This is a genomic window from Streptococcus sp. V869 (assembly GCF_054353515.1).
In genome coordinates, this window is record NZ_JBTHHW010000003.1 from 1 (window position 1) to 24,888 (window position 24,888).

Annotated in this window: 23 protein-coding genes, 2 tRNA genes, 3 rRNA genes and 1 other RNA gene; 26 read left to right on the plus strand and 3 right to left on the minus strand. The window is 41.4% G+C overall.

The window, feature by feature from the left end:
• Positions 1-289 precede the first annotated feature (289 nt).
• The 19 genes from ACXYSN_RS07230 (at position 290) to ACXYSN_RS07320 (ending at position 15,946) form a co-directional block, all read left to right on the plus strand.
• A 16S ribosomal RNA gene (locus tag ACXYSN_RS07230) occupies positions 290-1,835 on the plus strand.
• Positions 1,836-1,885: 50 nt separating this feature from the next.
• Positions 1,886-1,958, plus strand: a tRNA-Ala gene (locus ACXYSN_RS07235).
• A 124-nt stretch (positions 1,959-2,082) separates the two neighbouring features.
• Positions 2,083-4,984 (plus strand): 23S ribosomal RNA (locus ACXYSN_RS07240).
• A 76-nt stretch (positions 4,985-5,060) separates the two neighbouring features.
• Positions 5,061-5,176: ribosomal RNA gene (gene rrf / locus ACXYSN_RS07245) — 5S ribosomal RNA — on the plus strand.
• The 16S, 23S and 5S rRNA genes sit together here with 2 tRNA genes alongside, the layout of an rRNA operon.
• A 5-nt stretch (positions 5,177-5,181) precedes the next feature.
• A tRNA-Asn gene (locus tag ACXYSN_RS07250) sits at positions 5,182-5,255 on the plus strand.
• Positions 5,256-5,449: 194 nt separating this feature from the next.
• A complete protein-coding gene (gene comW, locus ACXYSN_RS07255; protein ID WP_025170007.1) occupies positions 5,450-5,683 on the plus strand; it encodes a sigma(X)-activator ComW in 234 nt (77 codons plus the stop codon).
• 242 nt (positions 5,684-5,925) lie between these two features.
• Entirely contained in the window at positions 5,926-7,212 is a 1,287-nt protein-coding gene (locus tag ACXYSN_RS07260) for an adenylosuccinate synthase (protein ID WP_254727160.1), read from the plus strand.
• A gap of 199 nt (positions 7,213-7,411) precedes the next feature.
• Positions 7,412-7,879: a tRNA adenosine(34) deaminase TadA gene (tadA, locus tag ACXYSN_RS07265; protein WP_016466442.1), complete on the plus strand. Its 468-nt coding sequence runs from the start codon at positions 7,412-7,414 to the stop codon at positions 7,877-7,879.
• 32 nt (positions 7,880-7,911) lie between these two features.
• An RNA gene (ffs, locus tag ACXYSN_RS07270) (signal recognition particle sRNA small type) lies at positions 7,912-8,010 on the plus strand.
• Positions 8,011-8,063: 53 nt separating this feature from the next.
• Positions 8,064-8,507 carry a dUTP diphosphatase gene (locus tag ACXYSN_RS07275; RefSeq protein WP_458636619.1) on the plus strand — a complete coding sequence of 148 codons (444 nt, stop codon included), beginning with the start codon at positions 8,064-8,066 and terminating at the stop codon, positions 8,505-8,507.
• Positions 8,458-9,027: a histidine phosphatase family protein gene (locus tag ACXYSN_RS07280; RefSeq protein WP_458636620.1), complete on the plus strand. Its 570-nt coding sequence runs from the start codon at positions 8,458-8,460 to the stop codon at positions 9,025-9,027. The genes ACXYSN_RS07275 and ACXYSN_RS07280 overlap by 50 nt, the downstream gene beginning before the upstream one ends.
• 16 nt (positions 9,028-9,043) lie before the next feature.
• The gene (locus ACXYSN_RS07285; protein ID WP_458636621.1) at positions 9,044-9,535 is read left to right on the plus strand and encodes a hypothetical protein; all 492 of its coding nucleotides are present in this window, start codon (positions 9,044-9,046) and stop codon (positions 9,533-9,535) included.
• A 39-nt stretch (positions 9,536-9,574) separates the two neighbouring features.
• Positions 9,575-10,939 carry a DNA repair protein RadA gene (gene radA / locus ACXYSN_RS07290; RefSeq protein WP_458636680.1) on the plus strand — a complete coding sequence of 455 codons (1,365 nt, stop codon included), beginning with the start codon at positions 9,575-9,577 and terminating at the stop codon, positions 10,937-10,939.
• A gap of 70 nt (positions 10,940-11,009) precedes the next feature.
• A complete protein-coding gene (locus ACXYSN_RS07295) occupies positions 11,010-11,705 on the plus strand; it encodes a TIGR00266 family protein (RefSeq protein WP_458636622.1) in 696 nt (231 codons plus the stop codon).
• 161 nt (positions 11,706-11,866) lie between these two features.
• Positions 11,867-12,361 (plus strand): beta-class carbonic anhydrase, encoded by a 495-nt coding sequence (locus tag ACXYSN_RS07300; protein ID WP_458636623.1) that lies wholly within the window; start codon positions 11,867-11,869, stop codon positions 12,359-12,361.
• Positions 12,362-12,566: 205 nt separating this feature from the next.
• The gene (locus tag ACXYSN_RS07305; protein ID WP_006150516.1) at positions 12,567-13,535 is read left to right on the plus strand and encodes a ribose-phosphate diphosphokinase; all 969 of its coding nucleotides are present in this window, start codon (positions 12,567-12,569) and stop codon (positions 13,533-13,535) included.
• 272 nt (positions 13,536-13,807) lie between these two features.
• Positions 13,808-14,455 carry an amylase-binding adhesin AbpA gene (gene abpA, locus ACXYSN_RS07310; RefSeq protein ID WP_458636624.1) on the plus strand — a complete coding sequence of 216 codons (648 nt, stop codon included), beginning with the start codon at positions 13,808-13,810 and terminating at the stop codon, positions 14,453-14,455.
• Positions 14,456-14,531: 76 nt separating this feature from the next.
• Entirely contained in the window at positions 14,532-15,374 is an 843-nt protein-coding gene (gene srtB / locus ACXYSN_RS07315; RefSeq protein WP_458636625.1) for a class B sortase, LPKTxAVK-specific, read from the plus strand.
• A 134-nt stretch (positions 15,375-15,508) separates the two neighbouring features.
• Positions 15,509-15,946: a CoA-binding protein gene (locus ACXYSN_RS07320; protein WP_458636626.1), complete on the plus strand. Its 438-nt coding sequence runs from the start codon at positions 15,509-15,511 to the stop codon at positions 15,944-15,946.
• 28 nt (positions 15,947-15,974) lie between these two features.
• Here the strand turns inward: ACXYSN_RS07320 and ACXYSN_RS07325 are convergent, their stop codons facing one another.
• Entirely contained in the window at positions 15,975-16,985 is a 1,011-nt protein-coding gene (locus tag ACXYSN_RS07325; protein ID WP_458636627.1) for a YeiH family protein, read from the minus strand.
• A 153-nt stretch (positions 16,986-17,138) separates the two neighbouring features.
• Between ACXYSN_RS07325 and ACXYSN_RS07330 the strand changes: the two genes are divergently transcribed.
• The 4 genes from ACXYSN_RS07330 to ACXYSN_RS07345 are packed head-to-tail and all read left to right on the plus strand — an operon-like array spanning position 17,139 to position 20,311.
• Positions 17,139-18,308, plus strand: coding sequence for a pyridoxal phosphate-dependent aminotransferase (locus ACXYSN_RS07330; protein ID WP_458636628.1), 1,170 nt, complete (start codon positions 17,139-17,141; stop codon positions 18,306-18,308).
• Positions 18,305-19,075: a DNA repair protein RecO gene (gene recO / locus ACXYSN_RS07335; RefSeq protein WP_458636629.1), complete on the plus strand. Its 771-nt coding sequence runs from the start codon at positions 18,305-18,307 to the stop codon at positions 19,073-19,075. Before ACXYSN_RS07330 ends, recO begins: the two co-directional genes overlap by 4 nt.
• Entirely contained in the window at positions 19,072-20,064 is a 993-nt protein-coding gene (gene plsX / locus ACXYSN_RS07340) for a phosphate acyltransferase PlsX (RefSeq protein ID WP_458636630.1), read from the plus strand. The genes recO and plsX overlap by 4 nt, the downstream gene beginning before the upstream one ends.
• A 10-nt stretch (positions 20,065-20,074) precedes the next feature.
• On the plus strand, positions 20,075-20,311 hold the full coding sequence (locus tag ACXYSN_RS07345; RefSeq protein ID WP_458636631.1) for an acyl carrier protein: 237 nt from the start codon (positions 20,075-20,077) through the stop codon (positions 20,309-20,311).
• A 53-nt stretch (positions 20,312-20,364) separates the two neighbouring features.
• On the opposite strand, the gene cysK is transcribed toward ACXYSN_RS07345, so the two are convergent.
• A complete protein-coding gene (gene cysK / locus ACXYSN_RS07350; RefSeq protein ID WP_458636632.1) occupies positions 20,365-21,291 on the minus strand; it encodes a cysteine synthase A in 927 nt (308 codons plus the stop codon).
• Between the two features lie 145 nt (positions 21,292-21,436).
• Entirely contained in the window at positions 21,437-22,072 is a 636-nt protein-coding gene (locus tag ACXYSN_RS07355) for a YigZ family protein (protein ID WP_458636633.1), read from the minus strand.
• A gap of 55 nt (positions 22,073-22,127) precedes the next feature.
• On the opposite strand from ACXYSN_RS07355, the gene ACXYSN_RS07360 reads away from it, so the two are divergent.
• From ACXYSN_RS07360 to hpf, 3 genes are all read left to right on the plus strand, one after another.
• Complete coding sequence (locus ACXYSN_RS07360; protein WP_458636634.1) at positions 22,128-23,426, plus strand: DEAD/DEAH box helicase; 1,299 nt, start codon at positions 22,128-22,130, stop codon at positions 23,424-23,426.
• Positions 23,423-24,085, plus strand: a complete 663-nt coding sequence (locus tag ACXYSN_RS07365; RefSeq protein ID WP_458636635.1) for a ComF family protein — start codon at positions 23,423-23,425, stop codon at positions 24,083-24,085. The genes ACXYSN_RS07360 and ACXYSN_RS07365 overlap by 4 nt, the downstream gene beginning before the upstream one ends.
• A gap of 79 nt (positions 24,086-24,164) precedes the next feature.
• Positions 24,165-24,713, plus strand: a complete 549-nt coding sequence (hpf, locus tag ACXYSN_RS07370) for a ribosome hibernation-promoting factor, HPF/YfiA family (RefSeq protein WP_006150510.1) — start codon at positions 24,165-24,167, stop codon at positions 24,711-24,713.
• Positions 24,714-24,888 lie beyond the last annotated feature (175 nt).

Genomic DNA, 24,888 nt, shown 5'->3' on the forward strand with positions numbered 1-24,888 from the left:
TCAAGGGGTTAAGACACCGCCTTTTCACGGCGGTAACACGGGTTCGAATCCCGTACGGACTATGGGTGTATCGCGGTTAAGGTTGATAGGATTTTAAAAAAGTTAAAAAAACCTGTTGACAGAGAAAAATGACTGTGATATACTAATATAGTTGTCGCAAGCGCGACAAAGACCTTTGAAAACTGAACAAGACGAACCAATGTGCAGGGCACTATAACGGAAGTTATAGTACTGAACAATGAAAAAACAATAAATCTGTCAGTGACAGAAATGAGTGAGAACTCAAACTTTTAATGAGAGTTTGATCCTGGCTCAGGATGAACGCTGGCGGCGTGCCTAATACATGCAAGTAGAACGCTGAAGGAGGAGCTTGCTCTTCTGGATGAGTTGCGAACGGGTGAGTAACGCGTAGGTAACCTGCCTGGTAGCGGGGGATAACTATTGGAAACGATAGCTAATACCGCATGACAACAGTTATTGCATGATAACTGTTTAAAAGGGGCAACTGCTCCACTACCAGATGGACCTGCGTTGTATTAGCTAGTTGGTGAGGTAACGGCTCACCAAGGCGACGATACATAGCCGACCTGAGAGGGTGATCGGCCACACTGGGACTGAGACACGGCCCAGACTCCTACGGGAGGCAGCAGTAGGGAATCTTCGGCAATGGACGGAAGTCTGACCGAGCAACGCCGCGTGAGTGAAGAAGGTTTTCGGATCGTAAAGCTCTGTTGTAAGAGAAGAACGAGTGTGAGAGTGGAAAGTTCACACTGTGACGGTATCTTACCAGAAAGGGACGGCTAACTACGTGCCAGCAGCCGCGGTAATACGTAGGTCCCGAGCGTTATCCGGATTTATTGGGCGTAAAGCGAGCGCAGGCGGTTAGATAAGTCTGAAGTTAAAGGCTGTGGCTTAACCATAGTACGCTTTGGAAACTGTTTAACTTGAGTGCAAGAGGGGAGAGTGGAATTCCATGTGTAGCGGTGAAATGCGTAGATATATGGAGGAACACCGGTGGCGAAAGCGGCTCTCTGGCTTGTAACTGACGCTGAGGCTCGAAAGCGTGGGGAGCAAACAGGATTAGATACCCTGGTAGTCCACGCCGTAAACGATGAGTGCTAGGTGTTAGACCCTTTCCGGGGTTTAGTGCCGTAGCTAACGCATTAAGCACTCCGCCTGGGGAGTACGACCGCAAGGTTGAAACTCAAAGGAATTGACGGGGGCCCGCACAAGCGGTGGAGCATGTGGTTTAATTCGAAGCAACGCGAAGAACCTTACCAGGTCTTGACATCCCTCTGACCGCTCTAGAGATAGAGATTTCCTTCGGGACAGAGGTGACAGGTGGTGCATGGTTGTCGTCAGCTCGTGTCGTGAGATGTTGGGTTAAGTCCCGCAACGAGCGCAACCCCTATTGTTAGTTGCCATCATTCAGTTGGGCACTCTAGCGAGACTGCCGGTAATAAACCGGAGGAAGGTGGGGATGACGTCAAATCATCATGCCCCTTATGACCTGGGCTACACACGTGCTACAATGGCTGGTACAACGAGTCGCAAGTCGGTGACGGCAAGCTAATCTCTTAAAGCCAGTCTCAGTTCGGATTGTAGGCTGCAACTCGCCTACATGAAGTCGGAATCGCTAGTAATCGCGGATCAGCACGCCGCGGTGAATACGTTCCCGGGCCTTGTACACACCGCCCGTCACACCACGAGAGTTTGTAACACCCGAAGTCGGTGAGGTAACCATTTGGAGCCAGCCGCCTAAGGTGGGATAGATGATTGGGGTGAAGTCGTAACAAGGTAGCCGTATCGGAAGGTGCGGCTGGATCACCTCCTTTCTAAGGATAAGGAAAGCACATTGGTCTTGTTTAGTCTTGAGAGGTCTTGTGGGGCCTTAGCTCAGCTGGGAGAGCGCCTGCTTTGCACGCAGGAGGTCAGCGGTTCGATCCCGCTAGGCTCCATTGGTGAGAGATCACCAAGTAATGCACATTGAAAATTGAATATCTATATCAAATAGTAACAAGAAAATAAACCGAAAACGCTGTAGTATTAATAAGAGTTTATGACTGAAAGGTCAAAAAGTAAGGTTAAGTTAATAAGGGCGCACGGTGGATGCCTTGGCACTAGGAGCCGAAGAAGGACGTGACAAACGACGATATGCCTTGGGTAGCTGTAAGTAAGCGATGATCCAGGGATTTCCGAATGGGGGAACCCAACAGGTACTACCTGTTACCCATATCTGTTAAGGATATGAGGAGGAAGACGCAGTGAACTGAAACATCTAAGTAGCTGCAGGAAGAGAAAGCAAAAGCGATTGCCTTAGTAGCGGCGAGCGAAACGGCAGAAGGGCAAACCGAAGAGTTTACTCTTCGGGGTTGTAGGACTGCAATGTGGACTCAAAGATTATAGAAGAATGATATGGGAAGATCAGCCAAAGAGAGTGAGAGCCTCGTATTTTAAATAGTCTTTGTACCTAGCAGTATCCTGAGTACGGCGGGACACGTGAAATCCCGTCGGAATCTGGGAGGACCATCTCCCAACCCTAAATACTCCCTAGTGACCGATAGTGAACCAGTACCGTGAGGGAAAGGTGAAAAGCACCCCGGGAGGGGAGTGAAATAGAACCTGAAACCGTGTGCCTACAACAAGTTCGAGCCCGTTAATGGGTGAGAGCGTGCCTTTTGTAGAATGAACCGGCGAGTTACGATATGATGCGAGGTTAAGTTGAAGAGACGGAGCCGTAGGGAAACCGAGTCTGAATAGGGCGCCTTAGTATCATGTCGTAGACCCGAAACCATGTGACCTACCCATGAGCAGGTTGAAGGTGCGGTAAGACGCACTGGAGGACCGAACCAGGGCACGTTGAAAAGTGCTTGGATGACTTGTGGGTAGCGGAGAAATTCCAAACGAACTTGGAGATAGCTGGTTCTCTCCGAAATAGCTTTAGGGCTAGCGTCGACATTAAGATTCTTGGAGGTAGAGCACTGTTTGGGTGAGGGGTCCATCCCGGATTACCAATCTCAGATAAACTCCGAATGCCAATGAATTATGGTCGGCAGTCAGACTGCGAGTGCTAAGATCCGTAGTCGAAAGGGAAACAGCCCAGACCACCAGCTAAGGTCCCAAAATAATTGTTAAGTGGAAAAGGATGTGGGGTTGCACAGACAACTAGGATGTTAGCTTAGAAGCAGCTATTCATTCAAAGAGTGCGTAATAGCTCACTAGTCGAGTGACCCTGCGCCGAAAATGTACCGGGGCTAAAACAATTTACCGAAGCTGTGGATACCTTTATAGGTATGGTAGGAGAGCGTTCTATGTGTGGCGAAGGTGTACCGTGAGGAGCGCTGGAACGCATAGAAGTGAGAATGCCGGTATGAGTAGCGAAAGACAGGTGAGAATCCTGTCCACCGTAAGACTAAGGTTTCCAGGGGAAGGCTCGTCCGCCCTGGGTTAGTCGGGACCTAAGGAGAGACCGAAAGGTGTATCCGATGGACAACAGGTTGATATTCCTGTACTAGAGTATGTAGTGATGGAGGGACGCAGTAGGCTAACTAAAGCAGACGATTGGAAGTGTCTGTCTAAGCAGTGAGGTGTGAACTGAGTCAAATGCTTAGTTCTATAACATTGAGCTGTGATGGGGAGCGAAGTTTAGTAGCGAAGTTAGTGACGTCACACTGCCAAGAAAAGCTTCTAGCGTTAAACATACTCTACCCGTACCGCAAACCGACACAGGTAGTCGAGGCGAGTAGCCTCAGGTGAGCGAGAGAACTCTCGTTAAGGAACTCGGCAAAATGACCCCGTAACTTCGGGAGAAGGGGTGCTGACTTTAAGTCAGCCGCAGTGAATAGGCCCAAGCAACTGTTTATCAAAAACACAGCTCTCTGCTAAATCGTAAGATGATGTATAGGGGGTGACGCCTGCCCGGTGCTGGAAGGTTAAGAGGAGTGCTTAGGAGTAATCCGAAGGTATGAATTGAAGCCCCAGTAAACGGCGGCCGTAACTATAACGGTCCTAAGGTAGCGAAATTCCTTGTCGGGTAAGTTCCGACCCGCACGAAAGGCGTAATGATTTGGGCACTGTCTCAACGAGAGACTCGGTGAAATTTTAGTACCTGTGAAGATGCAGGTTACCCGCGACAGGACGGAAAGACCCCATGGAGCTTTACTGCAGTTTGATATTGAGTGTCTGTACCACATGTACAGGATAGGTAGGAGTCTATGAGATCGGGACGCCAGTTTCGAAGGAGACGTTGTTGGGATACTACCCTTGTGTTATGGCCACTCTAACCCGGATAGGTGATCCCTATCGGAGACAGTGTCTGACGGGCAGTTTGACTGGGGCGGTCGCCTCCTAAAAGGTAACGGAGGCGCCCAAAGGTTCCCTCAGAATGGTTGGAAATCATTCGCAGAGTGTAAAGGTATAAGGGAGCTTGACTGCGAGAGCTACAACTCGAGCAGGGACGAAAGTCGGGCTTAGTGATCCGGTGGTTCCGTATGGAAGGGCCATCGCTCAACGGATAAAAGCTACCCTGGGGATAACAGGCTTATCTCCCCCAAGAGTTCACATCGACGGGGAGGTTTGGCACCTCGATGTCGGCTCGTCGCATCCTGGGGCTGTAGTCGGTCCCAAGGGTTGGGCTGTTCGCCCATTAAAGCGGCACGCGAGCTGGGTTCAGAACGTCGTGAGACAGTTCGGTCCCTATCCGTCGCGGGCGTAGGAAATTTGAGAGGATCTGCTCCTAGTACGAGAGGACCAGAGTGGACTTACCGCTGGTGTACCAGTTGTCTTGCCAAAGGCATCGCTGGGTAGCTATGTAGGGAAGGGATAAACGCTGAAAGCATCTAAGTGTGAAACCCACCTCAAGATGAGATTTCCCATGATTTTATATCAGTAAGAGCCCTGAGAGATGATCAGGTAGATAGGTTAGAAGTGGAAGTGTGGCGACACATGTAGCGGACTAATACTAATAGCTCGAGGACTTATCCAAAGTAACTGAGAATATGAAAGCGAAGGTTTTCTTGGAATTTGATAGATATTCAATTTTGAGTAGGTATTACTCAGAGTTAAGTGACGATAGCCTAGGAGATACACCTGTACCCATGCCGAACACAGAAGTTAAGCCCTAGAACGCCGGAAGTAGTTGGGGGTTGCCCCCTGTGAGATATGGAAGTCGCTTAGCTGTTATCCGCCATAGCTCAGTTGGTAGTAGCGCATGACTGTTAATCATGATGTCGTAGGTTCGAGTCCTACTGGCGGAGTAGTAAACGTTCTAAGGAACGTTTTTTATTTTGTTTATATAAATTTAATATTTTTGTATCATTTTTCTGATCTGTTTTTACTTATTTTTTTGTTTTAAGTTTGTTTAGCTTAAAATTTTAACTTTACAGAGATATTTTTCTTTTTAGTTAACCTTTCTGATAAACTTATTTTATCAATAAGAAAGGTTTTTAATATGCTCCAAAAGTATTATGATTATTGTTTTCTTTTTCTAAAACAAGTTGAAAAAGAATATTCATTTTTAGTTCAATCTAGTGATGATTGGGAGTCGCTTCATTTAAGATTTTTACTTTATTACTTAGTTCGTTTTAGGATAAAAGATGAGAAGGATTTTCTTCTCTGTCATTTTAGGGCTGCTTATCGTATCTATCTTAATCATTTACTTGGACAAACATTCAATTATTGTTAGTAGATATAGTCATTTTCATTTATTACGAACGTTATTTTGTTGTTAATAAAGAATATATAGAATAATCTTAAATTTTTCTTTTTTTATTTTAAAATCTAGCGAAAATCCTAATCTTTTCTAGTGTTTATCCTTGATAAAATAGTGTTTTTTTCTTATAATAAATTGTAAGATATAATTGTGGGTGAGATTCCCACCATGTATATGAGAAAGGACGAGCCTTTTGGCTCAGACGAAATTTTATTATGACTTCAGTAGTTGTTGTAGGTACCCAATGGGGTGATGAAGGTAAAGGGAAAATTACAGATTTTCTTTCAGCTAATGCGGAAGTGATTGCTCGTTACCAAGGTGGTGACAATGCAGGTCACACAATTGTGATTGATGGAAAAAAATTTAAATTGCACTTGATTCCTTCAGGTATTTTCTTCCCAGAAAAAATCTCTGTAATTGGTAATGGGATGGTTGTAAACCCTAAATCTCTTGTGAAAGAATTGTCTTATCTGCATGAAGAAGGTGTTACAACAGATAATCTTCGAATTTCTGATCGTGCACATGTTATCTTGCCTTATCACATTGAGTTAGACCGTCTTCAAGAAGAAGCTAAAGGTGATAACAAGATTGGGACTACAATTAAAGGAATTGGTCCAGCCTATATGGATAAGGCAGCTCGTGTTGGAATTCGTATCGCAGATCTTTTGGATAAAGAGATTTTCCGTGAACGTTTAGAACGCAATCTTGCTGAGAAAAATCGTCAATTTGTAAAATTGTATGATAGTGAACCTATTTCATTTGATGATATTTTTGAAGAATATTATGAATACGGGCAACAAATCAAGCAATATGTGACTGATACTTCTGTTATCTTGAACGACGCGCTTGATAATGGTAAACGGGTTCTCTTTGAAGGTGCACAAGGTGTCATGCTGGATATTGACCAAGGTACTTATCCGTTTGTTACTTCATCAAACCCTGTGGCTGGTGGTGTGACAATCGGTTCTGGTGTTGGTCCAAGCAAAATTGACAAGGTTGTCGGTGTATGTAAGGCCTATACAAGTCGTGTAGGAGATGGTCCTTTCCCAACAGAATTATTTGATGAAGTTGGAAATCGTATCCGTGAAGTGGGGCATGAGTATGGGACAACTACTGGGCGTCCTCGCCGTGTAGGTTGGTTCGACTCAGTTGTTATGCGTCATAGCCGTCGTGTTTCTGGTATCACAAATCTCTCTTTGAACTCAATCGATGTTTTGAGTGGATTGGATACAGTAAAAATCTGTGTGGCTTATGATCTTGATGGTCAACGAATTGATTACTACCCTGCTAGTCTCGAACAATTGAAACGTTGTAAACCAATCTATGAAGAATTGCCTGGTTGGTCTGAAGATATCACTGGAGTACGTACTTTGGAAGACCTTCCTGAAAATGCACGTAACTATGTTCGCCGTGTTAGCGAATTGGTGGGTGTTCGTATTTCAACATTCTCAGTAGGTCCTGGTCGTGAACAGACAAATATTTTAGAAAGTGTCTGGTCATAGGAGATTTTTTAAGATTTGTTTAAGACAGGTCGGATATACTATAGATAGTTACAAGAAGACCTCCTAACTTGTTGTAACAAATTTCCTAAACTTTTCTTTTTCATAATAATCTCCCTATAAAGCCACCGCATTCGGTGGCTTTTTTTGTCTTCAAAAACGTGATATAATGATAGAATTGATAGCTAGGAAGAGAGAAGAGATGGATTATACACTTGAAGAAAAAGAAGCTTTTATGAGAGAGGCCTTAAAGGAGGCAGAAATCGCCTTAGAGCATGATGAAATCCCGATTGGTTGTGTAATTGTCAAGGACGGGAAAATCATCGGGAGAGGCCACAATGCGCGAGAGGAGTTGCAACGGGCAGTCATGCATGCGGAAATTATGGCCATAGAGAATGCTAATTTGAGCGAAGAGAGTTGGCGCTTGCTTGATTGTACGCTTTTTGTGACCATTGAGCCTTGTGTCATGTGTAGTGGGGCAATTGGGCTCGCACGGATTCCAAACGTGGTCTACGGGGCTAAAAATCAGAAATTTGGCGCTGCTGGAAGCTTGTACGATATCTTGACGGACGAGCGGCTCAATCATCGTGTGGACGTTGAGACAGGCATTTTAGAGAGTGATTGTGCAGGGATTATGCAAGACTTTTTCCGAAATCGACGTAAAAAATAATTTCTCTTTAAAAACAGAAGGGAATGTGGTATAATAACTAGTGGAGCAACAGTTCTGCGTGAAGCGGGTCAGGGGAGGAATCCAGCAGCCCTAAGCGAGTGTGAATTGTGTGCTCTTTTTTCGTGCTTTTTTCGAATAAATAAGATAAAATAGCCTAGAATAAAAGATTAAAAAGAGGAATAATATGAAAATTCGTGGTTTTGAATTAGTTTCTAGTTTTACAGATGAAACTTTGCTACCCAAGCGTGAGACAGCGCATGCAGCTGGCTACGACTTAAAGGTTGCGGTGCGTACGGTTATCGCTCCAGGAGAGATTGTCCTCGTCCCAACGGGTGTTAAGGCCTATATGCAACCGACAGAAGTGCTCTATCTCTATGACCGTTCATCAAATCCTCGTAAGAAGGGCTTGGTCTTGATCAACTCTGTGGGGGTCATTGATGGAGACTACTATGGCAATCCAGGAAATGAAGGTCATATCTTTGCTCAGATGAAAAACATTACCGACCAAGAAGTGATTCTCGAAGTTGGAGAACGTGTAGTTCAGGCTGTCTTTGCTCCATTTTTAATTGCAGATGGAGATGAGGCAGACGGAGTTCGTACTGGTGGGTTTGGATCAACTGGGCACTAAGATGAAGATTATCTTTGTACGTCACGGGGAGCCAGATTATCGTGTGTTAGAGGAGCATGCTTATTCCGGATTTGGAATGGATCTAGCTCCCTTATCTGAGAAGGGAAGGAAACAGGCTCAGGACCTTTGCCAAAATCCCTTGTTCCAATCAGCTGATATGCTAGTAGCTTCTTCAGTGACACGAGCTTTAGAAACGGCTTCTTATCTTGCTAGTGCTATTGGATTTCCTTTGAGAGTGGAGCCATTATTGCATGAATGGCAAGTCTATGAAAAAAGTGGCGTAGAGAATTTTGAAAAAGCTCGTACTCTGTTTCTAGAAAATAATGGATCCTTACCTCCTAATAGTCCTATTCAATATGAGACAGCTGAGGAAATGAGGTCTCGGTTTCTAAAATCTATGCGCAAGTATCGAAACTATCAGACAGTCGTTGTTGTCACTCATCGAATGCTCATGCGCCAATTTGTATCAGACGAGAAGATTGATTTTTGCCAAGTGATTGAGTGTGAGATAGAGATATAGAAAGAAGTACAATGTAATGAGCTATAAGGATTTTCAAGCTTTTACCGCCGAGAATTGTCGAGGGTATAAGAAGATTTTTGAGATTAGTATTGGAGGATTTCTTTACCTAGCATTTCTCCCTGATGCCTATCATAAAATTCTGTGTATTTCTTCAGACTACATGTCAATCATTGACAGCGAAAATGAGCAAGTAACACCGATAGACGGAGATTACGATGAGATAGAGTTAGTAGCCATGTGCGAGGGCTATGATTCACCTATCCCTATCGCTGGTCAATATGGTGGAAATCTCCCTTTGGATAATGGCAGAGACATCAGAGTGACAATGGATAAAGACCAATCTGAAGAATATCCAATTTTAACTATTTATTGGGGGAAAGATGAGGAAGCTAAAAGCCAAATTTATAAAGGTTATTTACCTTATATTTTTGGATTTAGTCCTGATGGTCGGTATTATGTCCATGCGGATGATGGTGGCCTTACTATTCTGAAACAAGATAGTTGCTGACATGAAAAGAATAAGAGATTTTATAATGAGAGGATTAGAATTATAGCTAAGAAAAAAGCGACATTTGTGTGTCAAAATTGTGAATATAATTCACCCAAGTATTTAGGACGCTGTCCAAACTGTGGAGCCTGGTCTTCTTTTGTGGAGGAAGTTGAGGTTGCAGAAGTCAAAAATGCGCGTGTGTCTTTGACAGGTGAAAAAACCAAACCCATGAAATTGACTGAAGTGACTTCTATCAATGTCAATCGAACTAAGACTGAGATGGAGGAATTTAACCGAGTGCTTGGTGGCGGTGTGGTACCAGGAAGTCTCGTCCTCATCGGTGGGGATCCCGGTATTGGGAAATCAACCCTTCTCTTACAAGTATCAACCCAGTTGTCTCAAGTAGGAACAGTTCTCTATGTTAGTGGGGAGGAGTCTGCTCAACAGATCAAACTCCGTGCAGAGCGCTTGGGTGATATCGACAGTGAGTTTTATCTCTATGCTGAGACCAATATGCAGAGCGTTCGTGCAGAAGTCGAACGTATCCAGCCGGATTTCCTTATCATCGATTCGATTCAGACCATTATGTCTCCTGAGATTTCAGGGGTGCAGGGGTCAGTTTCCCAGGTACGTGAAGTAACCGCTGAACTCATGCAGCTGGCTAAGACCAATAACATTGCTATCTTTATCGTAGGGCATGTTACAAAGGAAGGAACCTTGGCTGGACCTCGTATGTTGGAACATATGGTGGATACAGTGCTTTACTTTGAAGGGGAACGACACCATACCTTCCGTATCTTGAGAGCAGTCAAAAATCGTTTTGGCTCGACAAATGAGATTGGAATCTTTGAGATGCAGTCGGGTGGATTGGTTGAGGTTCTCAATCCAAGTGAGGTATTTCTGGAAGAACGCTTGGATGGGGCGACTGGTTCGTCAATTGTTGTAACTATGGAAGGGACGCGTCCAATTCTTGCTGAAGTTCAGGCCTTGGTGACACCGACTATGTTTGGAAATGCCAAGCGCACGACAACAGGGCTTGATTTCAATCGTGCTAGTCTGATTATGGCTGTTTTGGAAAAACGTGCAGGGCTTCTCTTGCAAAATCAGGATGCCTATCTCAAATCAGCTGGTGGTGTCAAATTGGATGAGCCTGCCATTGACTTGGCTGTTGCGGTTGCCATTGCTTCGAGTTACAAGGATAAACCAACCAACCCTCAGGAATGTTTTGTAGGAGAATTGGGCTTGACTGGAGAGATTCGGCGTGTAAATCGTATCGAACAACGGATCAATGAAGCAGCGAAACTTGGATTTACAAAAATCTATGTACCAAAGAATTCTTTAACTGGAATCAAGCCACCTAAGGAAATTCAGGTGATTGGGGTGACGACTATTCAGGAAGTCTTGAAAAAAGTATTCTCCTAATAGTTGTACTCAGGTTTAGATTACTAATTATTTTATTGCTAACAATTATTAAAACAAGGAGGAATTTCTGATGAAATTTTCTATGGACAGTCATATGCAATTTCCTTTGGTAGAGTTGTCACTCAATCAAGGAGAAACGGTCTTTATTCAGCGCGGTAGCATGGTCTACCATACACCCAATGTAAGCCTCAATACCCAGCTCAATGCTAGCGGTTCTGGCTTGGGACGTTTTGTCAAAGCTGTAGGACGTTCCATGGTTTCTGGTGAAAGTACCTTCATTACTCAAGCTATTGCAGAGTCTGACAACGGACATCTTGCTTTAGCACCAGATACTCCTGGTCAAGTGATTGCTCTTGAACTTGGCGAAAAGCAGTATCGCTTGAATGATGGGGCTTTTCTGGCTCTTGATGGAACGGCTTTCTATACAATGGAGCACCAATCTATTGGTAAAGCACTTTTCGGCGGTCAAGGTGGTCTTTTCGTGATGACTACTCAAGGTCAGGGAACGCTTTTGGCAAATGCTTTTGGTTCGATTAAGAAAATTGAACTCCAAAACCAAGAAGTGACGATTGACAATGCCCATGTGGTGGCTTGGAGTCAGTCTTTAGACTATAATATTCACTTAGAAAATGGTTTTTGGCAATCTATCGGTACAGGTGAAGGAGTTGTTAATACTTTCCGAGGTACTGGTGAGGTTTATGTACAAAGTCTCAATCTTCAAAGCTTTGCAGGCTCCCTCAATAAGTATATCCAAAAAGGTTCATAACAATAAAAAAACTAGGACAGAAACTCAAGCTAGATGCTGGATGTCTCTGTGATAGTTTTTTATAGGAAAGTTGAAAACTGACAAGACAAAGAAAAGATGGTAAGATAGGAGATAAATAATTTGGTGTTCAAATTATCTGGCAGACCAGAAAGTGAGTTGTCATGTCCTATTTTGAAAATTTTTTAAAAGCCAATCAAGCTTATGTAGAACTACATGGAGATTTGCATTTATCCATTAAACCCAAGACCAAGGTTGCAATCGTAACTTGTATGGATTCGCGTCTCCATGTTGCGCCAGCTCTGGGCTTGGCTCTGGGAGATGCTCATATCTTGCGGAATGCGGGTGGTCGAGTGACAGAGGATATGATTCGCTCATTGGTCATTTCCCAGCAGCAGATGGGGACAAGAGAAATCGTGGTTCTTCACCATACAGACTGTGGTGCCCAAACCTTCAATAATGAGGACTTCCAAGAGCATTTAAAACGTGAATTGGGAGTTGATGTATCTGGCAAAGACTTTCTCCCTTTCCAAGATGTCGAGGAGAGTGTGCGTGAGGATATGAAATTGCTTCGAGAATGCCCATTAATTCCAGATGATGTCATTATTTCAGGAGCTGTTTACGATGTAGACACAGGAAGAATGATTGAAGTATATTAATTTTTTGATTTGAAAGCGTATATCATACGGTGATGAGGTGGTAAATTTTTGCTTTACTATCACTAATATAAAATAGCATAAGACAAGGGGATAAATGTCTACTCTTGTCTTATTTTTTATTGAAAAATCGAGAAAAAAGCGCTACAATGGTAGATGGAAAATATTGTAAAAAAACACAAGTGATACATAAATACTGGAGGAAATCATGTCTTTTTCTGATTTAAAGCTGTTTGCCCTTTCTTCAAATAAAGAATTGGCAGAGCGTGTGGCACAAGAGATTGGGATAGAATTGGGAAAATCGACTGTTCGTCAATTTTCAGATGGAGAAATTCAAGTTAACATCGAAGAATCTATCCGTGGGAAACATGTCTTTATCTTACAATCAACTAGCTCACCTGTAAATGACAATCTACTAGAGATTTTGATTATGGTTGATGCTTTGAAACGTGCCAGTGCAGAATCTGTCAACGTTGTAATGCCTTACTATGGTTATGCGCGTCAGGATAGAAAGGCTAGAGCGCGTGAACCAATCACTGCAAAACTCGTGGCAAATATGCTTGAAGTAGCTGGAGTGGATCGTTTGTTGACGATTGATTTGCACGCTGCACAGATTCAAGGATTCTTTGATATTCCTGTTGATCACTTGATGGGTGCTCCTTTGATTGCGGATTATTTTGAGCGTCGTGGTATGGTTGGTTCTGACTATGTTGTTGTCAGTCCAGACCATGGTGGTGTCACTCGTGCTCGTAAATTAGCAGAGTTCTTGAAAACTCCAATTGCCATTATCGATAAACGCCGTAGCGTAGACAAAATGAACACTAGCGAAGTGATGAATATCATTGGTAAGGTTGAAGGTAAAACTTGTATCTTGATTGACGATATGATTGATACAGCTGGAACTATTTGTCACGCAGCAGATGCCCTTGCTGAGGCAGGAGCTGTTGAAGTATACGCAAGCTGTACGCACCCAGTTCTTTCAGGGCCAGCTATGGACAACATCCAGAAATCAGCTATTAAAAAATTGGTTGTTTTGGATACTATCTACCTACCAGAGGAACGTTTGATTGATAAGATTGAGCAAATCTCTATCGCTCATCTTTTAGGCGATGCAATCATCCGTATCCACGAAAAACGTCCTCTTTCTCCATTGTTTAGTATTGAGAAGACTATTTAAATTTACAGTTGAGGAAATAAAAAACGCTTATAAATTCAGAACCCTATCGCTCACAGAAGTCCGTATTGTTCGGAGTTTAAATATTTTTGTATCAATTGTTTCAAGAATATTATTTGATTTTTTAAATTAGAATGAATTTTACTTATTTTTTACCAGAAAAAAATAAATTTATTTTAAAAAAAGCTTGACAACTTAGATTTATATGATATAATTTGATGTAATAAGGGTTGTCCTTATAAATTAAATTTTAAAATTAAAGAGGAGATAAAACAATGAAGAAAGTTTTATTATCATCAGTAGCAGCTCTTGCAGTATTTTCTGTAGCAGCTCCAGCATTTGCAGATATCAACGGTGGAGCTAACACTCCAGGTGCATACGACCAACCAGTAACTGGTGGTGGAGTAAACGATGCTTACAACGCACAAACTGAATTTGTAAATGGTCGTAAAGCTAACGAGTATGTTGGTGGTCACCAAGATAACGTTGATGCTATTGCATCACAAGACCCAGCAGTAGTTGAAGCTAAAAAAGCATTCGACGCTGTTGAAGGTGGATCACACCTTTACGGTGAAAAGAAAGCTGCTTACGAAAACGCTTTGAACGATGCTCGTAATGCAGTTCGTAACGCTAAGATCCAAGAATCTCAAAACACATACAATACTGCTAACAAAAAAGAAGGTAGATACTACATCTTGAACGAAACTCCAGAACAAGCAAATGCTCGTTACTTGAAAGAACATGGTCTATCTGCTCAAGCATCTGCAGATCAAGCAGCAGCTGACCAAGCAGCAACTAAACCAGAAGATGGTAAACCAGGTGCTGTAGACCAAGCTAAAAAAGCAGATGCAGCTGCTAAAAAAGCTGGAGCTTCTGCAAAAGCAGCTAAAAAAGCTCTTCCAAAAACACACGCTGCTAAATAATTTATTTATTTGGTGAAGTATACTATCACTGAAACTTTGTTTCAGTGATTTTTTTAGTAAATAACGAGGTAGAAAAATGAGTGGACACTCTAGAACAAAGAAAACACCAATTACTAAAATAATTGCTTCTATCGCTGCAGTAGTTATCGTTGCTTTGGGAGCCTTGTTTATATATAATAACAGCTTCTCAGCATCAAGTGAGAATAAGCCGACTGAGACTACCGTTACCCAGGAAGCGCCAAAGCAAACTTATACTGCTAGTAAGGAAGAAAAAGAATATCTCTCTAATAAATTTAAAGGTTTACTTGCAACAAACTCTGAAACTGTGGGGTATGTATATATTCCGGGTACACAGTTAGATGAACCAGTCGTTCAAACAACGGATAATGCGACTTATTTAGATAAGCGCTTTGATGGAGTTAACGAGCCTTTAATGGGGACAGTCTTTATGGACGCTGATAACAAGAAGGACTTTAGCGACCGCTTGACTTGGTTATTTGGTCATGCCCGTGGTAGTAAAGTGCCTGATCATCGTATGTTTAAAGATGTGAACTATTTCAGTCGCCAAGAATATTTTGATGCACACCCTTATGTTGTCATTGAAACTCCAGAGAGAAAGTATTATTATGAAGCTGTTGCCATGATTATTGTTCCAGAAGAAACAGCTTTTTACCGTACTTCTTTTGATGATGATGCGGATTTTGAGAAACAGCTAACTACTATTTATGATACTGCAGAAGTTAAGAAACCAAATGTCAAGGTATCAGCTAAGGATAAATATCTTGTGCTTTCTACTTGTCGTGAAGAAGATGATACAATTCGTGCCAATCTCTACCTTCGACAAATTCCTGACTCAGAGATGAGTGACTTTGTCAAACAACACGGAGAAAGCCTTCAGTATAAACCAACAAGAGAATAATCTTTAATAAAATCTTTATAAATCCTCTTAAAATTAAATGAATAGTTTAATTTTGGGAGGATTTTTTATTTTCATAGCAAATTCCTGCAAGCCTTTTCAAAATATGCTATACTGGTTGAAAAAGGAGGTTTTGCATGAGCGAACTATTCAAAAACCCTAGTGATGGCGTAATACGTCAGTATTTAACAACTAGCAAAACGGTAGCTGTAGTAGGTCTGTCGGATCGCGAGGAAACAACTAGTAATCGTGTATCCAAGGAGATGCAGTCTCGAGGATATAGAATCATTCCAGTCAATCCGAAATTAGCAGGCCAGGAAATTCTTGGAGAAAAGGCTTATGCAAGTCTTGCTGAGATTCCTTTTCATGTAGATATTGTGGATGTTTTCCGTCGCAGTGAGTTTTTACCAGATGTTGCACGTGACTTTCTACAAGCAGATGCACAGATTTTCTGGGCCCAACTTGGTCTTGAAAATAAAGAGGCAGAAGAAATTCTCCGAGCTGGCGGATGTGAAGATATTGTGATGAATCGTTGTATTAAGAAAGAACATACACGATTGATTCTTGAACAATAAAAAGGTAGCCTTTAGGCTACCTTTTGTCTTAGATAATACCGATGAGTATTTGCATGCCAAGACTAGTCAGGATAATGGCAATCCAGCAGAGGGCTCCAAGGAGAATAGATTTACCGCTGGACTTGATCATGGTGATGAGATTGGTTTTGAGACCGATAGCGCTCATGGCCATGATAATGAGGAATTTAGAGAGTTGTTTGAGAGGTGCAAAAAAGCTGTTGCTGACACCGAATGAAGTGAGAATGGTAGTTAGCAGAGAAGCTAGGATAAAGTAGAGAATGAAAACAGGGAAGATTTTTTTAAGTTTTACCCCTTGGCTATTTCCTTGTTGACGACTTTGCCAGTAGGAGAGGAAGAGTGTAATAGGGATAATAGCTAGGGTACGGGTCAGTTTGACAATGGTTGCTGACTCAAGAGTGTTGGTGTGATAAAGACTATCCCAGGCGCTAGCTGTAGCTGTTACAGAGGAAGTATCGTTGACTGCTGTCCCTGCAAAGAGAGAAAAACCTTCGTTTGATAGGTGAAGCCAGCCTCCTAGGGTTGGGAAGATAAGCGCAGCTATGACATTGAAGAAAAAGATAACAGATATGGCTTGAGCGACTTCTTTTTCCTTAGCATGGATGACAGGAGCGGTTGCCGCAATGGCAGAGCCTCCACAGATAGAAGAACCTACTCCAATTAAGGTAGCCAGCTTTGTATCGAGGTCAAAAAAGCGTTGGAAGAGATAGGCTACAATTAAAGCTATAGAAATAGTAGAAAGAATGACAGGGAGGGAAGATTTTCCAACTGCGAAAACTTGAGAGATATTGAGTCCAAATCCAAGCAAGATGACAGCGTACTGGAGTAATTTTTTAGAGCTATAAGTCAAACCAGCATCCAGTTGTTTATAGGAAGTGAGAAAGGGGTGGAGAATCATTCCGATAAAGATAGCAAAAACTGGCGCTCCTACAACAGGTAAGAAGCCTCCTAAAACCCAAGAGATGATAGAAATGATAAGACAGACTAGAAGTCCGGTCCCATTTTTTGATAGAAATGACATAAAAACCTCCGAAAATAAGCACTTCTTATTATAAGCTTGTCTATCAAAAAAGTAAAATAGAAAGTGGGAATAGGCTGTGACTAAATGGATTTTTGCGGTCAAGGAGCTTTTGTAGTATAATAGATATATGTTCTTTAATCAAGGAGGATATCTATGGACCTAACCAAACGATTTAATAAACAATTAGATAAGATTCAAGTTTCCTTGATTCGTCAGTTTGACCAGGCTATTTCAGAGATTCCTGGAGTGTTACGTCTGACATTGGGAGAACCGGATTTTACAACACCAGATCATGTCAAGGAGGCTGCAAAGCGAGCTATTGACCAGAACCAATCCTACTATACAGGGATGAGCGGTTTACTGACCTTGCGTCAGGCGGCGAGTGATTTTGTAAAAGAAAAATACCAGCTAGACTATAATCCTGAAAATGAAATCTTGGTCACAATTGGTGCGACAGAGGCTTTGTCAGCTACCCTAACAGCTATCCTAGAAGAGGGAGACAAGGTTCTCTTGCCAGCTCCTGCCTATCCTGGCTATGAGCCGATTGTCAATCTAGTGGGGGCAGAGATTGTCGAGATTGATACAACTGAAAATGGCTTTGTCTTGACTTCTGAAATGCTGGAGAAGGCCATACTAGAGCAAGGTGACAAGCTTAAGGCTGTCATTCTCAACTATCCAGCTAACCCAACTGGTATCACTTATAGTCGCGAGCAATTAGAAGCTTTGGCAGACGTTCTACGTAAGTATGAGATTTTCGTCGTCTGTGATGAGGTCTACTCAGAATTGACCTATACAGGAGAAAATCATGTATCTTTGGGAACGATGCTGAGAGATCAAGCCATTATCATTAACGGTCTATCTAAATCTCATGCTATGACAGGATGGCGTTTAGGTTTTATCTTTGCACCAGCAAACTTCACAGCTCAACTCATCAAGAGTCACCAATACTTGGTTACTGCTGCCAATACCATGGCGCAACATGCTGCAGTGGAAGCTTTGACAGCTGGCAAAGACGATGCAGAACCTATGAAGAAAGAGTATATTCAACGTCGGGACTACATTATCGAGAAGATGACGGACCTTGGCTTTGAGATTATCAAACCAGATGGCGCTTTTTACATTTTTGCTAAGATTCCAGCAGGTTACAATCAAGATTCTTTTGCTTTTCTAAAAGATTTTGCCCATAAGAAAGCTGTTGCCTTTATCCCAGGTGCTGCCTTTGGCCAGTATGGAGAAGGATATGTTCGCTTATCTTATGCAGCTAGCATGGAAACGATTAAAGAAGCCATGAAACGACTTGAGGAGTATATGAAGGAAGCATGATTCAGTCTATTACGAGTCAAGGCCTGGTGCTCTACAATCGTAACTTTCGTGAGGATGATAAGCTGGTCAAAATCTTTACAGAGCAAGCTGGGAAACGGATGTTTTTTGTGAAACATGCTAGCAAATCTAAACTTGCTCCAGTCATTCAACCCTTGGTGCTGTCTCGTTTTCTCTTAAAGGTCAACGATGATGGACTCAGCTATATCGAGGATTACCATGAGGTAAAGACTTTTCCAAAAATCAATAGCGACCTCTTTGTTATGGCATATGCAACCTATGTTGCAGCCTTGGCAGATGCTAGTTTGCAGGATAATCAGCAGGACGCACCCTTATTTGCTTTTTTGCAAAAGACTTTGGAGTTGATGGAAGAGGGCTTAGACTATCAGGTTTTGACCAATATTTTTGAAATTCAAATTTTGACACGTTTTGGGATTAGTCTTAACTTTAATGAGTGTACTTTCTGCCATCGTGTTGGGCAGGCCTTTGATTTTTCTTTCAAGTACGGTGCCTGCCTTTGCCCAGATCATTATCATGAAGATGAAAAACGATGCCATTTGAATCCGAATATTCCTTATCTGCTCAATCAATTTCAGGCCATTGATTTTGAGACTTTGGAGACTATCTCGCTCAAGTCTGAAATCAAGCAAGATTTGCGTAAGTTTATAGACCAAATCTACGAAGAATATGTCGGTATTCACCTAAAATCAAAGAAATTTATTGATTCCCTAGCCGACTGGGGACAATTACTAAAAGAGGAAGACAAATGAAAAAAATCGCAGTAGACGCAATGGGTGGCGATTACGCACCACAAGCCATCGTTGAAGGTGTCAATCAAGCCCTTGCTGACTTTTCAGATATTGAGATTCAACTTTACGGAGACGAAAGTAAAATCAAGCAATATCTCACAGCTCAAGAACGTGTGAGCATTATCCATACAGATGAAAAAATAAATTCTGATGACGAGCCTACAAAAGCTATCCGTAAGAAGAAAAATGCCAGTATGGTATTAGCAGCCAAGGCTGTCAAAGATGGAGAGGCAGACGCTGTTCTCTCGGCAGGAAATACAGGCGCTTTGCTAGCCGCAGGATTCTTCATCGTTGGCCGTATTAAAAATATCGATCGACCAGGTCTTATGTCAACCTTACCAACAGTTGATGGGAAAGGCTTTGATATGCTTGACCTTGGTGCCAATGCAGAAAATACAGCCCATCACCTTTATCAATACGCAATTCTAGGTTCTTTCTACGCCAAGAATGTTCGTGGTATTGCAAATCCTCGCATTGGCCTTCTGAACAACGGTACAGAAAGCAGTAAGGGAGATCCACTACGCAAGGAAGCTTATGACTTGCTAGCAGCTGATGAGAGTTTGAACTTTATCGGTAATGTGGAAGCGCGTGATTTGATGGATGGAGTCGCTGATGTAGTTGTAACAGATGGTTTCACGGGAAACGCTGTGCTCAAAGCTATTGAAGGTACCGCTATGGGTATCATGGGCTTGCTCAAAAATGCTATTGTAGGTGGCGGTCTTAGAGCCAAGCTAGGGGCTTTCCTTCTTAAGGATAACCTCAGAGGTTTGAAAAAACAGCTCAACTATTCAGATGTTGGAGGCGCGGTTCTGTTTGGTGTTAAGGCACCAGTAGTTAAGACTCATGGCTCAAGTGATGCCAAGGCTGTCTATAGCACAATACGCCAAATTCGTACCATGCTTGAGACAGATGTAGTTGCCCAAACTGCGCGTGAATTTTCAGAGGAATAAGGAGAACAATATGACAGACCAACAAATTTTTGACCGTATCGTAACCATCATTCAAGAGCGTCAAGGAGAAGACTTTGTCGTAACCGAAAACTTGAGCTTAAAGGATGATTTGGATGCTGATTCAGTAGATTTGATGGAATTTGTCCTAACCATTGAGGATGAATTTGGAATCGAAATCGATGATGAAGAAATTGACAACCTCCAAAGTGTCGCAGACGTATTAGCAATCATTAAAAATAGAATATAAGAAAAAGCAACATGCCTAGCATGTTGCTTTTTCTTATTGGTGTATTTAGGAGACTACACTTCAAATTCATAGAGTGCTGTAGATAGGTAACGTTCTCCGTTATCTGGTGCAAGTGCAAGGACTTTTTTACCTGCTCCAAGTTTTTTAGCGACTTCAATTGCTGCATAGATAGCTGCAGCAGAAGAAATACCTACTAAGAACCCTTCTTTTCCACCGATTTCACGACCAAGTGCAAGAGCATTGTCTGATGTTACGCGAACGATACCATCGTAAGCTTTTGTGTCAAGTGTTTCTGGGATGAATCCAGCAGAGATACCTTGAATTTTATGAGGTCCAGGTTTTTCACCTGATAAGATAGCTGATTCGTCTGCCTCAACTGCAAAAACTTGAATGTTTGAATTCGCAGCTTTAAGAGCATGAGAAACACCTGAAATAGTTCCTCCAGTACCAACACCGGCAACAAAGGCATTTAAACCGTCAGCTCCGAAATCAGCTAGAATTTCAGCTCCTGTTGTTCTTTCGTGAACTTCTGGGTTAGCTTGGTTGATAAATTGCAAAGGTAGGAAACCATCACGTTCAGCAGCGATTTCTTCAGCTTTAGCAATAGCGCCTTTCATACCTTCACTTCCTGGAGTTAGAACAAGTTCAGCACCATATGCTTGGATGATTTTACGACGTTCCACACTCATTGTCTCAGGCATAACGATGACAACTTTGTAGCCTCTAGCAGCACCAACCCATGAAAGACCGATACCAGTGTTTCCGCTTGTTGCCTCTACAATAGTAGAACCAGGTTTAAGTTTGCCTTCTTGTTCAGCTTTTTCAATCATGCTTAGAGCAATGCGGTCTTTAACGGATGACCCTGGGTTAAAGGCTTCTAGTTTTACGTAAACATCTGCTGCACCCTCAGGTACGATGTTGTTCAATTTAACAATCGGTGTTCTACCGACAAGTTCAGTGATATTGTTATAAATCGCCATATTAGCACCTCTATATATAAGATGCTACTAGTATAACGCTAACTTTACCTTTTGTAAAATATAGAAATCCTATCGAAGCGATAGGATTTTTTTATATCAGATATAAATGAGGAAATTTAGATGATAAGGTAGTATTTCCGTTATTTTATCCTAAGTTTATAGGAACCTCGACTTCTCGTAAACCTTGATCCGTTAAGGTGACTTTCCCATTGAAAAATTCTATGAGAGAAGCTTTGATAGTTTCTTTATCTTCCTTATCAACAAAGATGATTGTTTCGACCTGATCAGTGAAATTTGTTTCAAGTTCCATGAGATTATGTTCTTTAAGAAAATTGCCATATTCTTGATATTGAGCATAACTCATTTGAATCTGAATCCCTGCTTGTTCTTTAATTTCTACAATTCCAATCTCTTTAACAGCTAAAGCGACACTACTAGCATAAGCGCGAATGAGCCCCCCAGCACCTAGCTTAATACCACCAAAATATCTGGTAACAACTACACAGACATTGGTTAAATTATGATTTTCTAACACTCCAAGCATTGGTACTCCAGCAGTTCCGCTTGGTTCTCCATCGTCACTAGTTCGTTTAATTTCACTCCGCTCACCGATAATAAAAGCAGAGCAGTTGTGGGTCGCTTTATAGTGTTCTTTCTTAATAGCAGTGATGAAAGCTCGAGCTTCTTCTTCACTATAGACGCGCTTTGCATGGCAAATAAAGCGTGATTTTTTGATTTCTTCTTGGACTTGTCCGTCCTCTTTAATTGTTCTACATTCCATAATGTTATTGTACTAAAAAATAGGATAAAGTTCTAGATTTTACGAATAAAGAAGTATGAAAATAGATCCAAATTATCTAGGACGTCTTTTTACTGGAGAGGAATTAAGTGTAGCAGAGCGTGAGTTAGCAGTGAAACTCCCAAGTATGCGAAAAGAGAAGGGAAAACTAGTTTGTCAACGATGTGATAGTGTGATTCAAGAAGAATGGTTATTGCCCATTGATGCATACTACTGTCGAGAATGTCTGTTGATGAAGCGAGTTAGGAGTGATCAAGGTTTATATTATTTCCCTCAGGAAGAATTTCCAAAACAAGAGGTTCTTAAATGGCAGGGACAATTGACTCCATTTCAAGAGAAAGTATCAAAAGGATTACTTAAAGCTGTAGAAAGTCAGCAGCCAACTTTAGTTCATGCCGTGACTGGCGCTGGGAAAACAGAGATGATTTATGAAGTTGTGGCAAAAGTCATTAATGATGGTGGGGCAGTTTGTTTAGCGAGCCCCCGGATAGATGTTTGTTTGGAGTTATATAAACGACTACAAAATGATTTTGCCTGTAAAATCGCGTTGTTACATGGGGAATCTGAACCATATTTTCGGACACCTCTAGTTGTTGGAACGACTCACCAGTTATTAAAATTCTATCAAGCTTTTGATTTACTAATAGTTGATGAAGTTGATGCTTTTCCCTATGTTGACAACAAGATGCTTTACAAAGCTGTAAAGAATTGTGTAAAGGAAAACGGATTCAGCATTTTCCTTACAGCCACCTCTACAGATGAATTGGATAAAAAGGTTCGCTTAGGAGAGTTGAAAAGGTTAAGTTTACCAAGGCGGTTTCATGGTAACCCCTTAATAATTCCCAAACCAGTCTGGCTATCTGAATTGGACAATTACTTAGACAAACATCGTCTACCACCCAAATTAAAAAGCTATATAGAAAAACAACGAAAATCAGCCTATCCATTACTCATTTTCGCTTCAGAGATTAAAAAAGGAGAGAAGTTAAAGGAAATCTTGCAGCTGCAGTTTCCAAATGAGAAAATAGGCTTCGTATCGTCTGTTACAGAAGATCGATTAGAACAAGTTCAAGCATTTAGAGATAGAGAATTAACCATCTTGATAAGTACAACAATATTGGAACGTGGAGTTACCTTTCCATGTGTAGACGTAATGGTTGTCGAAGCAAATCATCGCCTCTTTACAAAATCGAGTTTAATTCAAATTGGAGGACGAGTTGGACGCAGCATGGATAGACCAACTGGAGATTTAATTTTCTTTCATGATGGATTAAATCGTTCGATTAAAAATGCCATAAAAGAAATTAAGTTGATGAATAAGGAGGCGGGTTTATGACTTGCTTACTATGTGGACAACACTTGGGAAGTAATTTAACCTTTAGAAATCTTCTTTTTTTAAAAAAGGAGGCAGATTCGCTCTGTTTTACGTGCTCCTCAAGTTTCGAAAAAATAGGAGAAGAACATTGTCCAACCTGCTATAAAGCAGGAGTGTCAACCTCGTGTCAAGATTGTCAACTTTGGTGTAAAGAAGGGATTGATGTCAGTCATGAAGCGATTTTTACTTATAATCAAGCAATGAAGGATTACTTTAGCCGCTACAAGTTTGATGGAGATTATATTCTTAGAAAGATTTTTGCTTCAATTTTAAAAGATAAACTGCGAAAGTATAAAGAGTTTCAAATCCTTCTCATTCCCTTGAGTCCAGAGAGATTCTCTAAAAGGGGATTTAATCAGGTTGAGGGCTTAATAGAAACTACAGGTTTATCCTATCTGGATTTATTAGGAAAAAGTGAAGTGAAAGCAAGCTCTTCAAAAAATCGTTCAGAACGTTTAGCCACAGAACTCCCATTTTTTATTAAAAACGGCGTTACGATCCCAAAGAAAATTTTATTAATTGATGATATTTATACGACAGGTGCGACTGTTAATCGTGTCAAGAGTATGCTAGAGAATGCAGGAGCAGAAGAGGTTAGAACATTTTCCCTCGTAAGATGAGGAAAAAGATTGCAATAATTTTTTGAAAGCGTTATAATAAATATAGAAAAACAAATATGTTTAGAAAGAAGGTACTTATATGATTAAATATAGTATCCGTGGTGAAAACCTAGAAGTAACAGAAGCAATTCGTGATTATGTAGTTTCTAAACTCGAAAAGATCGAAAAATACTTCCAAGCAGATCAAGAACTAGATGCACGTGTAAATTTGAAAGTGTATCGTGAAAAGACTGCTAAGGTAGAAGTAACAATTCCACTTGGATCTATTACTCTTCGTGCAGAAGATGTTTCTCAAGATATGTATGGATCCATTGATTTGGTAACAGATAAGATTGAACGTCAAATTCGTAAAAATAAAACAAAAATTGAACGTAAGAACAGAAACAAAGTTTCTACTAGCCAATTATTTACAGATGCTTTAGTTGAAGATTCAGATGTTGCTCAAGCTAAAGTTGTTCGTTCAAAACATATTGATTTAAAACCAATGGACCTTGAAGAAGCACTTCTTCAAATGGATTTATTGGGTCATGACTTCTTCATTTACATCGATGTTGAGGACGAAACAACTAATGTAATTTACCGTCGTGAAGATGGAGACATTGGCCTTCTTGAAGCAAAAGAATCATAAGATATTGTCGTTTAATATATAAGTGGGCTGTTGAAAACAGCTCACTTATTTGATTTTACAAAGATATAAGTTGGAGTATTAACCCAACTTATAGGGCTATTTACTTTAATTAAGTAGACAAAAGAAAGCGCTTTAAGTTAAAATAGTCATGTCAACAAATATTGAGCGTAAAAAT

Bases quoted from the DNA above. Each gene is read 5' to 3' on its own strand.
- comW (WP_025170007.1), top strand. From the start codon at position 5,450: ATGCTCCAAAAGTATTATGATTATTGTTTTCTTTTTCTAAAACAAGTT.
- ACXYSN_RS07260 (WP_254727160.1), top strand. From the start codon at position 5,926: ATGACTTCAGTAGTTGTTGTAGGTACCCAATGGGGTGATGAAGGTAAA.
- tadA (WP_016466442.1), top strand. From the start codon at position 7,412: ATGGATTATACACTTGAAGAAAAAGAAGCTTTTATGAGAGAGGCCTTA.
- ACXYSN_RS07275 (WP_458636619.1), top strand. From the start codon at position 8,064: ATGAAAATTCGTGGTTTTGAATTAGTTTCTAGTTTTACAGATGAAACT.
- ACXYSN_RS07280 (WP_458636620.1), top strand. From the start codon at position 8,458: ATGAGGCAGACGGAGTTCGTACTGGTGGGTTTGGATCAACTGGGCACT.
- ACXYSN_RS07285 (WP_458636621.1), top strand. From the start codon at position 9,044: ATGAGCTATAAGGATTTTCAAGCTTTTACCGCCGAGAATTGTCGAGGG.
- ACXYSN_RS07295 (WP_458636622.1), top strand. From the start codon at position 11,010: ATGAAATTTTCTATGGACAGTCATATGCAATTTCCTTTGGTAGAGTTG.
- ACXYSN_RS07300 (WP_458636623.1), top strand. From the start codon at position 11,867: ATGTCCTATTTTGAAAATTTTTTAAAAGCCAATCAAGCTTATGTAGAA.
- ACXYSN_RS07305 (WP_006150516.1), top strand. From the start codon at position 12,567: ATGTCTTTTTCTGATTTAAAGCTGTTTGCCCTTTCTTCAAATAAAGAA.
- abpA (WP_458636624.1), top strand. From the start codon at position 13,808: ATGAAGAAAGTTTTATTATCATCAGTAGCAGCTCTTGCAGTATTTTCT.
- srtB (WP_458636625.1), top strand. From the start codon at position 14,532: ATGAGTGGACACTCTAGAACAAAGAAAACACCAATTACTAAAATAATT.
- ACXYSN_RS07320 (WP_458636626.1), top strand. From the start codon at position 15,509: ATGAGCGAACTATTCAAAAACCCTAGTGATGGCGTAATACGTCAGTAT.
- ACXYSN_RS07325 (WP_458636627.1), bottom strand. From the start codon at position 16,985: ATGTCATTTCTATCAAAAAATGGGACCGGACTTCTAGTCTGTCTTATC.
- ACXYSN_RS07330 (WP_458636628.1), top strand. From the start codon at position 17,139: ATGGACCTAACCAAACGATTTAATAAACAATTAGATAAGATTCAAGTT.
- recO (WP_458636629.1), top strand. From the start codon at position 18,305: ATGATTCAGTCTATTACGAGTCAAGGCCTGGTGCTCTACAATCGTAAC.
- plsX (WP_458636630.1), top strand. From the start codon at position 19,072: ATGAAAAAAATCGCAGTAGACGCAATGGGTGGCGATTACGCACCACAA.
- ACXYSN_RS07345 (WP_458636631.1), top strand. From the start codon at position 20,075: ATGACAGACCAACAAATTTTTGACCGTATCGTAACCATCATTCAAGAG.
- cysK (WP_458636632.1), bottom strand. From the start codon at position 21,291: ATGGCGATTTATAACAATATCACTGAACTTGTCGGTAGAACACCGATT.
- ACXYSN_RS07355 (WP_458636633.1), bottom strand. From the start codon at position 22,072: ATGGAATGTAGAACAATTAAAGAGGACGGACAAGTCCAAGAAGAAATC.
- ACXYSN_RS07360 (WP_458636634.1), top strand. From the start codon at position 22,128: ATGAAAATAGATCCAAATTATCTAGGACGTCTTTTTACTGGAGAGGAA.
- ACXYSN_RS07365 (WP_458636635.1), top strand. From the start codon at position 23,423: ATGACTTGCTTACTATGTGGACAACACTTGGGAAGTAATTTAACCTTT.
- hpf (WP_006150510.1), top strand. From the start codon at position 24,165: ATGATTAAATATAGTATCCGTGGTGAAAACCTAGAAGTAACAGAAGCA.